Raw genomic sequence first — 12,185 nt, 5'->3', positions numbered from 1 at the left:
TCGGCGCTATGCCCGGAACATCGGCACCGACGGGTAATTCATGAGGAATAGGCGATGAGCGGTAGGGCGCTCAGGCAGCGGTTCGCGCCAGGCGTTCGGGGCGTGACCAGATCCACAGGTTACCCAGGCTCATACCGGCGATGGCCAGGTAGATCGGCCAGCCGTGATCGAGCATCACCAGCATCAGGCCGGCACACAGCAACATGCTCACGGTGGCGCTGACCTTGGCTCGACGGGCGATGATCTTGCCATTGCGCCAGTTGAACAGGATCGGCCCGAACAGCCGGTGGTTTTCCAGCCAGGCGCTCAGGCGCGGCGAGCTCTTGGTGGCGGCCCAGGCGGCCAGCAGGATGAATTCGGTGGTGGGCAGGCCCGGCACGACAATCGCGATCAAGCCGATCCCCAGGCTGACATAGGCCAGCAGGCCGAACAGGATTCGGGCGAGTTTGGAGGAGGATTGGGCGGGGGCTGTCATAGGTACGATTTGTCAGGGTTTCGAAAAATCTGAAAATGGAGCGCGATCAACATGTGGGAGCTGGCTTGCCTGCGATGCAGACGCTGCGGTGTATCAGCTAGACCGAGGCGATGCTATCGCAGGCAAGCCCGCTCCCACACAACCCCGCTCTCACATTCATTGCATTCCAGCAGCGCGATCAGGCCAGTTCTGGGGCGCTAGCGTACGCCTGTTCCAGCAACACGGTGAAGCGTACAAACGCATCCACGGCACCTTTTTCTGCTGCGGCTTCTTCTTCGGCGCTCAGTTCCAGGCTGTCGAGGGTGCGGGTGAAGCTCTTCCAGCCTTCTGCACGACCACCGGCTGGCTCGCCCAGGTGACGGGCACCGAAGGTTTCGCTCAGGCCCAGGCCGACGGCACGCTTGATCAGGAACGCTGCGCCCAGCTTGGAACCTTCGGACACGAACAGCCAGCCCAGGGCCTGGGCCTTGCTCGGGTTCTGCACGGCACCGGCCACAGGGGCGGGTACTTCGGTTTCCAGGTCGGCCAGGTCCAGCTTGGCGGCTTCGGCGCGGCAGCGCTCGGCCAGGTCCGGCACCAGCTTGATCAGCTCGGGATCGTTGTACAGCGCCACCAGTTCCGATTGGAACAGGTACTGCGCCACCACGAAACGGGCGAAGTTGGCCTGGGTTTCAAACGGGGCGTGAGCCTTGACCAGGGCATCGAGCTTGGTGTGCGGCTCGTTGGTGATCTGGTTCAGGCGCTGGGAGCGCAGGCTTGCGCGTTCTGCGGTAGTGGAAGCGGTCATTGGATGTCCTTGAGAAGGAAAAGCGCCTTGTTGCCAGGCTGTTATTACTAGACGAACAAGAAGACGCGTCACAGTAAAAAATCCTCACCCCGGCGGCGATAAAACCGGCGAGGTGGGGCTGCATGGGTCAGATGTCCCAGATCAGGTTGATCGCAAAGTTGCGTCCTGGCTGGGTCAGGCGGTCCAGGCTGGCTGGCGACGTCACGCCGGCTTCGCCCACACCGTCGTAGCTGCGCACGTCATCCCAGTTCCAGTATTTCTTGTCGGTCAGGTTGTACAGGCCGCCGTTGACGGTCAGATCGTCGGTGACTTTGTAGAAGCCGGTCAGGTCGACGATGCCAAAGCCCGGGGTCTTGAACGGGCCATTGGCCTTGATGCCGGTCGGGGTAAAGAACGTGGCGCTGTCGACCCGGTTCTGTTTCTTGACCAGGGTCCAGCTGACCAGCGCACCGTAGGTGTCCTGGTCGTAGCCCAGGCCGAACACACCCTTGAGCGGGTTGACGCTGTTCAGCGGCTGGCCGGTTTCGTCGTTGCGCCCGTGGGCGTAGGCAATCGCGCCCTTGGTATACAGGCCTTGCGGTGCGCCGAAGGCGTCCAGGTTCAAGCGCCCTTTGACCTCCATGCCCTTGATGGTGGCACGCTTGATGTTGCCTGGCTGGAAGATGGTGCCGGTTGGGCCCAGCGCGGCGTTGTCCTCGTCGATGAAGTCGCGGTACTTGTTATAGAACACCGCGACGTCGAAATTGCCTGCGTCGAAGTTGCCACGGATCCCGGTTTCGTAGCTCTTGCTGGTTTCCGGCTTGAGGTTCGAGTTGGGCTCGACGACGTAGCCTTCGCCCAGGTTTTCAAAACGGCCATACAGCGCTTTGGCTGATGGCGTACGGAAACCTTCGGCGTACTGGCCAAACCAGGTGTATTGCTCGGTCAGTGCGTAGGTCACGCCCAGTTTTGGCGAGAAACGATGCCAGGTTTTGTTCGAGTCGTCGTGGGGGAACTTGCGGTCCGGGTCGGTGGTATTGAGGAACTCTTCGGTCAGCTTGGGTTTGAGCTGGATGTAGTCGTAGCGCACGCTCGGCAGGAAGGTCCAGTCATTCCAACTGATCTGATCCTGGGCGAACAGCGCGTAGCTGTTGATGGTCGGATCGGGGAAGTCGCTGGCTTTTTTCACGCTGTCGGCAGGGGTTGGGCTCGGTGCGCCAATGGCCGTGCAGCCCGCGCCTACAGCCAGGCAGGTCGCCGCACCTTCGCGCGAACCGGTGACTTTCTGCTGCTTGATCGTGGTGCCGTAGGTCAGCAAGTGATCGGTGTCGCCGATGACGAAGGCCTTGTCCAACTGCGCGTCGAACACCCACTGCTTTTCTTCGTAGAGGGTGTCGCGGGTCCGCAGCACGCGGCGGCCGGCCTGATAGATTTCGCTGGTGGCCTGGTCGGTCTTGGCGATCTGGTAGTTGAGGCTGGTCTTGATGTGATCGGCAATCGGCGAGTCGAGGGAAAACTTGTTTTCCAGGCCAAAGCGCTCGCGGGTGATGGTGTCGTTACCGCGACGGTCACGGTACATATTCATGCCCTGGCCTTCGAGGAAAATCCCGCCTACCGCGCTTTTCTGGTTGATGTCGCGGTCGTCCTTGTACTTCTCGTAGGTCAGGCCCAGGCGGTTGTCTTCGCCGTAGTTCCAACCCAGCTTGGCCAGCACGTTGGTGGTGCGCACGTCTTCCGGGTTGGCGCCGGTGCGGGCCAGGCCGGTGGCGTTGTTGCCGTTGTAGGACTCCATCTCGTGGCCATTGCGCTGGCTCAGGTGCAGCAAGCCGTCGAAGTCCTGCACCCGCCCGGCGACGGTGCCGGAGGTCAGCCAGCTTTCGTCCGCCGAGCTGTAGCCGGTCTTCAGGCGCGCGCCCACATCCTGGCCGGGTTTGATGATGTCGTCCGGGTCGAGGGTGAAGTAGCTGACGGCGCCGCCGATGGCGCTGCTGCCGTACAGGGCCGAGGCCGGGCCGCGGATAATCTCGACGCGCTTGACGATTTCCGGGTCGACATAGTTGCGGCGGGTCTTGGCGTACGGGCCGTTGAAGAAGTTGTCCGGCACCTCTACACCGTCCACCTGGGTGAGGATGCGGTCGCCGTCGATGCCGCGAATGTTGTAGCCGGAATTACCGGAGCGGGTGCCGGCGCCACCGACCGAGACGCCCGGCTCGTAGCGCACCAGTTCGCGGATGGTGTTGACGTTCTGGCGGTCCAGCTCCTCGCGTTCATGCACGCTGACGGTGCTGGGCACGCTATCGACCGCCTGTTCCGTACGGGTGGCGCTGATGGTCATTTGTTGCAGGGTGAGAGCGCTACCCGCCGTGCGCTTTTCCAGGACGATGTTGTTATTGCCCAGTTTGCGGTAGTTCAGGTTGGTCCCCACCAACAGCCGGTCCAGGGCTTTTTCCGGGGTCAGCGAGCCGCGCACGCCAGGGGAGGAAACCCCTTGGCCCAGTTCGGCGGGCAGGCCGATCTGCCAGCCGGTGACGGCGGTAAAGGCGTTGAGTGCCGAGACCAGGGATTGCTGCTCGATGCTGAAGGTGTAGTTGGCGTGGCTGCGCGCCGCGGGTTCGGCGGCAGTGGCCGTGAGGACCGGGCTGCCCGCCAGCAGGATGGCGGCGGTCAGCAGGCACAGCGTAGGCGAAGAGGACCGGCGGTTGAAACGAGAGGACATCGAGAGCGCTCCGAGGGACGAGTCTTATAGTTGCGAGCCTGAATCAAATAGGAATCAGTTGCATTGGCTAAGACGAGACGTACCAGCGGTGGCTATCGAGTAAAAATAATTATTCTCAGTTGAGAATCACTAGCGCAGGGAACTCCGAGAGTTTGGCCGAGGTGATGTGGGCCAGGGAACGCACCACGTCCAGCGGTTGGTCCAGACGGTAATTACCGGTCACGGCGACGCTGGCCAGTTGCTCGTTGGTATTGACGATCCAGCCCGGGTAATAGCGCCGCAGCTCTGCCAGCACCTCGCTCATCGGGCAGTTTTCAAAGACCAGCCGGCCCTGGACCCATGCCAGTTCCTTGGTGGCATCGAGCTTGGCCGGTTGGCCGAAACCCTTGGGGCCGACGCGAATGCTCTCGCCGGCACTCAGGCGCACCCGGTTGTTGCCGAAGGTGGTGCTCAGGTCGACATCCCCGCGTTGTACTTGCACCTGCGCCTCACCGTTGAGATAGCGCACGGCAAACGCCGTATCGCTGACGCTGGCGCGCACCGGGCCGGCGTCGATCTGCAGGGGCAGGCCACGGTTGGCCGCGACTTCAAAAAACGCCTCGCCCTGATACAGGCGGGCGATGCGCTGATGCTCGTCGATGGTGCTGGAAAACGCCGAGTTGGTGTTGAGCAGCACCTTGGAGCCGTCATCCAGTTGCAGGCGCTGGCGTTCACCGACCACGGTCAAATGATCGGCCTGCAGGCGCACCGGCAGGTTGCTGAAGCTGAACAGCCCCAGCAGCAACACCGCCGCCGTGGCCAAGGGCTTCCAGTGCGGCTTGATGCGCCGCCAGGCGCTGGGCTTGCGCGGCGCATTCAGGGCCACGGCGGCGCTGTGTACCGGCGCACCGCCCCAGGCGGCCTGGGCTTTGGCGAAGGCTTGGGCGTGACTCGGGTCGGCATCCAGCCAGGCCTGGAACTCGGCTTGCTGGCCAGGCTGCGGGCACTGCAAAGCGATCAGCCAGTCGAGGGCTTGGTCCATGGCCGCATGTTGCAACACCTCATGAGCCAGCTCATGGGGGTGCAGTTTGTTCGGGTCCGTCACGGTGTTCCTCGGGTCTTCGCCACGTTTTATTCAATAGCTTTTGTGACATTGCTGTCGGCTTGTCCCGACAAAGCTTAAGGGTGATCGAGCCGTTCGGCCACACCTATGCAGATGGCCATGATCAATTTCAGTTCCTTTTGCACGGTGCTCAAGGACACCTGCAACTGGTCGGCAATCTCCTGGTAGCTGCAACCGTGCAGGCGGCTGAGGATAAAGATCTGCTGCTGGCGAGCGCTCAACTGCCCGAGGCTGACGCTCAGGTGCTCCAGCAATTGCTCGGCGTGGGCGGCGTCTTCGGGCGTGGTGACTGGCGAGGCGACGCTTTGCAGGACATCCATCGGGACATCTTCCTGCAAGGTGCGGGACTGGATCCGACGCGAGCGCAGATGATCCAGGGCCAGGTTGCGCGCGGTCTGGAACACGAAAGGCTCGAGGTGATCAATCGGTCGTTCGCTGAGGGCCCGTGTGACGCGCAGGTAGGTTTCCTGCAACAGGTCCTCGGCGGTGCTGTGGTTATTCACCATCCGCTGCAAGGTGCGCAGTAGCACCACCCGTTGGGTGAGGAAGACTTGATTGAAGCGAGATAGGCTCACAGTGATACCGGACCGATTGGCAGTTAATGATAATGCTTATCATCAGCGCAAATGGCAAGTGGCTATTTCTCTGAACCCACGCAAGACAAATGTGGGAGCGGGCTTGCTCGCGAATGCGGTGGGTCAGTCAATACATTCATTACTGACCCACCGCATTCGCGAGCAAGCCCGCTCCCACAGGGGGGGGGGTTACTCGGCGTTACACAGCGCCAGGCAGTTATCCAGCATACGGTTGGAGAAGCCCCATTCGTTGTCGTACCAGGCCAATACCTTGAGCAGCTTGCCGCTGGACTTGGTGTGGTTGGCGTCGAAGATCGACGACAGCGGGTTATGGTTGAAGTCGCTGGAAATCAGCGGCAGGGTGTTGTAGCCGAGGATTTTCGAGTGCTGGCTGGCTTCTTTGAGCAGCGCGTTGACCTCATCGGCCGTGGCTTCTTTTTTCAGTTGCACGGTCAGGTCCACCAGCGACACGTTGATCACCGGCACCCGCACCGCCATGCCGGTCAGCTTGCCTGCCAGTTCCGGCAGCACCAGGCCCACCGCTTCGGCAGCGCCGGTCTTGCTCGGGATCATGTTCTGCGTGGCCGAACGGGCGCGGTACGGGTCGGTGTGGTAGACGTCGGTCAGGTTCTGGTCGTTGGTGTAGGCATGAATGGTGGTCATCAGGCCGCTTTCGATACCCAGCTCGCGATGCAGCACCTGGGCCACCGGCGCCAGGCAGTTGGTGGTGCAGGAGGCGTTGGAGATGATCTGGTGGGATTGGCGCAAAATGTCATGGTTGACCCCGTAGACCACGGTGGCATCCGCGCCCTTGGCCGGGGCCGAGATGATCACCTTGCGCGCGCCGGCGCTAATATGGGCGGCGGCCTTGTCACGGTCGGTGAACAGGCCGGTGCATTCGAACACCACGTCGATCTTGTGTGCAGCCCACGGCAGGTCGGCGGGGTTGCGAATGGCACTCACGGCAATCCGGTCGCCATTGACGGTCAGGCTTTCCTGATCGTGAGCGACCTCTGCATCGAAAGTGCCATGGACGGTGTCGTATTTGAGCAGGTGGGCATTGATCGAACTGTCGCCCAGGTCATTGATGGCGACGATCTGCAAATCCTGACGGTAGCCTTGGGTATAAAGTGCGCGCAGGACGTTGCGGCCAATGCGGCCAAAACCATTGATTGCAATTCGAAGAGTCATTTGAAAGCGCCTGTCGTCGATTTGTTGTAAGAATTACAAGATTATTCGCATAAAAATAGAAAACAAGCCTTTTTAGTGGCAATATTTTGTTCAATCTACAACGAGTGACCTGAATCAACTGGTCCGATTGGTCAAGTAACTCCCTGCCAACCTCTTCGCGGCGGGCTTTTGACCAGCATAGACACTCAGGTCGCCACATCCGTTAGCCTGGAGTTCTACACATGCATCCCCGCGTACTTGAGGTCACCGAACGCCTTATCGCCCGCAGCCGGGCAACCCGTGAGGCGTACCTTGCGCTGATTCGCGGCGCGGCCAGCGACGGGCCGATGCGCGGCAAGCTGCAATGCGCCAACTTTGCCCACGGCGTGGCCGGCTGCGGCACTGAAGACAAAAACAGCCTGCGCATGATGAATGCCGCCAACGTGGCAATTGTTTCGTCATATAACGACATGCTCTCGGCGCACCAGCCGTACGAACATTTCCCGGAACAGATCAAAAAAGCCCTGCGCGAAGTCGGCTCGGTCGGCCAGTTCGCCGGCGGCACCCCGGCCATGTGCGACGGCGTGACCCAGGGCGAGCCGGGCATGGAGTTGAGCCTGCTGAGCCGTGAAGTGATTGCCATGTCCACGGCGGTAGCGCTGTCCCACAACATGTTCGACGCCGCGCTGATGCTGGGGATCTGCGACAAGATCGTCCCCGGCCTGATGATGGGGGCCCTGCGCTATGGCCACCTGCCGATGATCTTCGTGCCCGGTGGGCCGATGCCGTCGGGCATCTCCAACAAGCAGAAGGCCGATGTGCGCCAGCGCTACGCCGAAGGCAAGGCCAGCCGCGAAGAGCTGCTGGAATCGGAGATGAAGTCCTACCACAGCCCCGGCACCTGCACCTTCTACGGCACCGCCAATACCAACCAGTTGCTGATGGAAGTGATGGGCCTGCACTTGCCGGGCGCCTCGTTCGTCAACCCGTACACACCGCTGCGTGATGCGCTGACCCGTGAGGCCGCGCACCAGGTCACGCGCCTGACCAAGGCCAACGGCAACTTCACGCCGATTGGCGAGATCGTCGACGAAAAATCCCTGGTCAACTCCATCGTCGCCCTCAACGCCACCGGCGGCTCGACCAACCACACCCTGCATATGCCGGCCATCGCCATGGCGGCGGGCATCATCCTCACCTGGCAGGACATGGCCGACCTCTCGGAAGTGGTGCCGACCCTGTCCCACGTCTACCCGAACGGCAAGGCCGACATCAACCACTTCCAGGCGGCGGGCGGCATGTCGTTCCTGATCCGCGAGCTGCTGGAAGCCGGCCTGCTCCACGAAGACGTCAACACCGTCGCCGGCCATGGCTTGAGCCGCTACACCCGCGAACCGTTCCTGGTGGACGGCGAACTGATCTGGCGCGAAGGCCCGATCGAAAGCCTCGACGAAAGCATCCTGCGCCCGGTAGCCCGGGCCTTCTCCCCGGAGGGCGGGTTGCGGGTGATGGAAGGCAACCTCGGCCGTGGGGTGATGAAAGTCTCGGCGGTGGCCCTCGAACATCAAATCGTCGAAGCGCCAGCCGTGGTGTTCCAGGACCAGCAGGACCTGGCCGATGCGTTCAAGGCTGGCCAGTTGGAGAAGGATTTTGTCGCGGTGATGCGCTTCCAGGGCCCGCGCTCTAATGGCATGCCGGAATTGCACAAGATGACGCCGTTCCTCGGCGTGCTCCAGGACCGAGGTTTCAAAGTCGCATTGGTGACAGACGGGCGTATGTCTGGCGCCTCGGGTAAAATCCCCGCCGCGATTCACGTCAGCCCCGAAGCCCAGCGTGGTGGCGCGCTGGCGCGGGTCAAGGATGGCGATATCATTCGCGTCGATGGCGTCAAAGGCACCCTGGAGCTTAAGGTGGACGCCGAAGAATTTGCAGCGCGCGCGCCTGCCACGGGCCTGTTGGACAATAACGTGGGGGCCGGTCGCGAGCTGTTTGCATTTATGCGCCTGGCCGCAAGCTCCGCAGAGCAGGGCGCCAGCGCCTTTACCTCTGCCCTGGAGACACTCAAGTGAAGCTTGCGCTGGTTGGTGATATTGGCGGTACCAACGCCCGGTTTGCGTTGTGGCGGGACCAGGCACTGCATTCGATCCGGGTGCTGGCCACGGCGGATCACGCCAGCCCCGAGGAGGCGATCCAGGTCTACCTCGCCGAGGAAGGTTTGGCGCCGGGGTCCATCGGCGCGGTGTGCCTGTCGGTGGCGGGGCCGGTGAGTGGTGACGAGTTCAAGTTCACCAACAACCACTGGCGCCTGAGCAAGACCGCGTTCTGCAAGGCGCTGCAAGTGGACGAACTGTTGCTGGTCAATGATTTCTCGGCCATGGCCCTGGGCATGACTCGCCTGCAGCCTGATGAATACCGCGTGGTCTGCGCCGGCACACCGGAGCCGTGGCGCCCGGCGGTGGTGATCGGCCCGGGCACGGGGCTGGGTGTGGGCACTCTGCTCGACCTGGGCGCCGGCCGCTGGGCTGCGTTGCCGGGGGAGGGCGGGCATGTCGACCTGCCCCTGAGCAGCCCACGGGAAACCCAGTTGTGGCAGCACATCTACAACGAAATCGGGCATGTCAGCGCCGAGACGGCCCTGAGCGGCGGCGGTTTGCCCCGCTTGTACCGGGCGATCTGCGCGGTGGACGGCCACCCGGCGGTATTGCAAACCCCGGAGGCGATTACCGCTGCGGGCCTGGCTGGCGATCCGGTGGCGATGGAGGTCCTGGACCAGTTCAGCATCTGGCTGGGCCGCGTGGCCGGCAATAACGTGCTGACCACCGGTGCCCGGGGTGGTGTGTATATCGTGGGCGGGGTGATCCCGCGGTTTGCCGAGTTCTTTATCAACAGTGGTTTTGCCAAGAGCTTTGCGGACAAAGGCTGCATGAGCGACTACTTCAAAGGTATCCCGGTGTGGTTGGTGACGGCGCCGTATTCCGGGTTGACCGGGGCGGGCGTGGCATTGGAGCAGGCATTTGCGTAGGCAGTGATGGCCTTATCGCGGGCAGGCCCGCTCCCACATTTGATTGTGTTCACAAATCAAAATCTGGGAGCGGGCCTGCCCGCGATGGGGCCCTAGAGAGCACCCCATAACAACAAGGAGGCCCCCGTGAGCGTAATCAGTAAATCCATTCTCCTGGTCGACGACGACGAGGAAATCCGCGAGTTGCTGCAAACCTACCTCAGTCGCGCCGGCTTTCAGGTGCGGGGCGTGCCCAATGGCGCGGGGTTCCGCCAGGCCATGGACGAGGCCCCATGCGACCTGGTGATCCTCGATGTGATGCTGCCCGACGAAGACGGCTTCAGCCTCTGCCGCTGGGTGCGCCAGCACCCGCGCCAGGCCCAGGTGCCGATCATCATGCTCACTGCCAGCTCCGACGAAGCCGACCGGGTCATCGGCCTGGAACTGGGCGCCGACGATTACATCGGCAAACCCTTCAGCCCGCGGGAGTTGCAGGCGCGCATCAAGGCCCTGTTGCGCCGCTGCCAATTTGGCCAGGAGCGTACGGGCGGCGATGTGCTGGTGTTCGATGAGTGGCGGTTGGACATGATCAGCCATCGGCTGTTTCACGTTGATGGCGAGGAAGTCATCCTGTCCGGTGCCGACTTTGCCCTGCTCAAGCTGTTCCTCGATCACCCACAGCAAATTCTTGATCGCGACACCATTGGCAACGCCACCCGTGGCCGTGACCTGATGCCCCTCGACCGTATTGTCGACATGGCTGTCAGCCGCCTGCGACAACGCCTGCGTGATACCGAGAAACCTCCACGGCTGATCCGCACCGTGCGCGGCAGCGGTTACCAACTGGCGGCCAGTGTGGTTGCCAGCAATGCCCACTGAACGCCGGCGCATTCCGGTCCCGCGTTCATTGCTGGGGCGCATGCTACTGCTGACCCTGTTGGCGGTGCTGTTTGCCCAGGCGTTATCCAGCGTGATCTGGGTCTCGCAACTGCGCGCCACCCAGCTTGAAGGCCTGGTCACCAGCGCCCGCAGCCTGGCCCATTCGATGACCGCCAGCGTTAGCTATTTCCGTTCGCTGCCGGTGGCTTATCGGCCGCTGGTGCTCGACCAGTTGCGCAGCATGGGTGGCACGCGTTTTGTGGTGACACTCAACGACAAGCCGCTGGATATGCAGATCTTGCCGCAAACCCCGCGCAAACAGGCGGTGCTCGGCGCGGTGGACGAAGTGCTGCGCCAGACCCTGGGCAGTGACGTGCATTTTTCGGTGGAGTTTGTCAGTGCCGAAGACCTGCGCATCTTCAATGCCGGCCTGAAACTCGATGAATTGCCACGCTCCTGGGCGCATTACGCCCTGACCCTGGAGCCGGTCAACCCGCCGGTACTGGTGACGCAGATCGAGTTGGGCGTCGGCGAATGGCTGTATATCGCCTCGTTGTTGCCCGAGCCCTACACCAGCCTCGAAGAACAGGGCCTGCCTTCCCAGCAGGTGTGGTTTATCGTGCTGACCAGTGGCTTTCTGTTGCTGTTTATCGGCTTGCTGGTGCATTGGCAGAGCCGGCCGCTCAAGCGCCTGGCGCGGGCGGCGCGGGACCTGTCCCTGGGCGCCGACGTGGAACCGGTGGCCGAAGGTGGCGGCAGCGAAGTGGTGGAAGTGGGCCGTGCGTTCAATGCCATGCGCGAGCGGATCAGCCGCTACCTGACTGAACGCAGCCAGTTGTTCAGTGCAATTTCCCACGACCTGCGCACCCCCATCACACGCCTGCGGCTGCGGGTAGAATTGCTGGAAGACGAAAAGCTGCAAGCCAAGTTCGGCCGCGACCTGGATGAGCTGGAACTGCTGGTCAAGGGCGCGTTGCAGTGCGTCAAGGACACCGACATCCACGAGAACATCGAGCCGGTGGACCTCAACCATGTGCTCGACTGCCTGGTGGAACCGTATCTTGCGCCCAACGGCAATGGCCGGGTGACCCAGCATGGCCGGGCGTTGACGGCCTATCCGGGCAAGCCGCTGGCGCTCAAGCGCTGCATTGGCAACCTGATCGATAACGCCCTGAAGTACGGGCAGAACGCCCATCTGCGTATCGAGGACGATGGCGCGCAGTTTATCCTGCATGTGGATGACGAGGGCCCCGGGGTGCCGGAGCAGCGTCTGGAGCAGGTCTTCGAACCGCACTTTCGCCTGGCCGGGCAGCAACAGGGTTATGGCCTGGGGCTGGGGATTGCACGCAATATCGCCCACAGCCATGGCGGTGAAGTCAGCCTGCAAAATTTGCGTGAAGGTGGCCTACGGGTGACCTTGCAACTGCCCCGGACCCTGGACTAAACAACACCGCGTCACCCTGTAGGAGCTGGCTTGCCAGCGATAGCGATACATCAGTCA

At 62.3% G+C, this 12,185-nt stretch carries 10 protein-coding genes; 4 read left to right on the top strand and 6 right to left on the bottom strand.

Going from position 1 to position 12,185, the window contains the following annotated elements; genetic code table 11:
• Nucleotides 1-70: 70 nt before the first annotated feature.
• The 6 genes from ACSSVH_RS20185 to gap all read right to left on the bottom strand — a co-directional run bounded on the left by ACSSVH_RS20185 (nt 71) and on the right by gap (nt 6,825).
• Nucleotides 71-475 carry a YbaN family protein gene (locus ACSSVH_RS20185; protein WP_170056837.1) on the bottom strand — a complete coding sequence of 135 codons (405 nt, stop codon included), beginning with the start codon at nt 473-475 and terminating at the stop codon, nt 71-73.
• A 178-nt stretch (nt 476-653) separates the two neighbouring features.
• Nucleotides 654-1,262: a biliverdin-producing heme oxygenase gene (locus ACSSVH_RS20180; protein WP_169954626.1), complete on the bottom strand. Its 609-nt coding sequence runs from the start codon at nt 1,260-1,262 to the stop codon at nt 654-656.
• Between the two features lie 127 nt (nt 1,263-1,389).
• Nucleotides 1,390-3,957 carry a TonB-dependent receptor gene (locus tag ACSSVH_RS20175; RefSeq protein ID WP_492633642.1) on the bottom strand — a complete coding sequence of 856 codons (2,568 nt, stop codon included), beginning with the start codon at nt 3,955-3,957 and terminating at the stop codon, nt 1,390-1,392.
• 115 nt (nt 3,958-4,072) lie between these two features.
• Nucleotides 4,073-5,041 (bottom strand): FecR domain-containing protein, encoded by a 969-nt coding sequence (locus ACSSVH_RS20170; protein ID WP_169954628.1) that lies wholly within the window; start codon nt 5,039-5,041, stop codon nt 4,073-4,075.
• A 74-nt stretch (nt 5,042-5,115) separates the two neighbouring features.
• Entirely contained in the window at nt 5,116-5,634 is a 519-nt protein-coding gene (locus ACSSVH_RS20165; protein ID WP_169954629.1) for an RNA polymerase sigma factor, read from the bottom strand.
• 189 nt (nt 5,635-5,823) lie between these two features.
• Complete coding sequence (gene gap / locus ACSSVH_RS20160; protein WP_492633641.1) at nt 5,824-6,825, bottom strand: type I glyceraldehyde-3-phosphate dehydrogenase; 1,002 nt, start codon at nt 6,823-6,825, stop codon at nt 5,824-5,826.
• 221 nt (nt 6,826-7,046) lie between these two features.
• Between gap and edd the strand changes: the two genes are divergently transcribed.
• The 4 genes from edd (at nt 7,047) to ACSSVH_RS20140 (ending at nt 12,128) form a co-directional block, all read left to right on the top strand.
• Complete coding sequence (gene edd / locus ACSSVH_RS20155; RefSeq protein WP_170041877.1) at nt 7,047-8,873, top strand: phosphogluconate dehydratase; 1,827 nt, start codon at nt 7,047-7,049, stop codon at nt 8,871-8,873.
• On the top strand, nt 8,870-9,826 hold the full coding sequence (locus tag ACSSVH_RS20150; RefSeq protein WP_169954631.1) for a glucokinase: 957 nt from the start codon (nt 8,870-8,872) through the stop codon (nt 9,824-9,826). Before edd ends, ACSSVH_RS20150 begins: the two co-directional genes overlap by 4 nt.
• Before the next feature lie 126 nt (nt 9,827-9,952).
• Complete coding sequence (locus tag ACSSVH_RS20145) at nt 9,953-10,684, top strand: response regulator (RefSeq protein ID WP_169954632.1); 732 nt, start codon at nt 9,953-9,955, stop codon at nt 10,682-10,684.
• Nucleotides 10,674-12,128, top strand: a complete 1,455-nt coding sequence (locus ACSSVH_RS20140; protein WP_172311959.1) for an ATP-binding protein — start codon at nt 10,674-10,676, stop codon at nt 12,126-12,128. The genes ACSSVH_RS20145 and ACSSVH_RS20140 overlap by 11 nt, the downstream gene beginning before the upstream one ends.
• The last annotated feature ends 57 nt before the right edge of the window (nt 12,129-12,185 follow it).

This window comes from Pseudomonas sp. HC1(2025) (assembly GCF_058742075.1).
The sequence above is the reverse complement of the archived record's forward strand: the minus strand, read 5'-3'. Positions and strand labels throughout refer to the sequence as shown.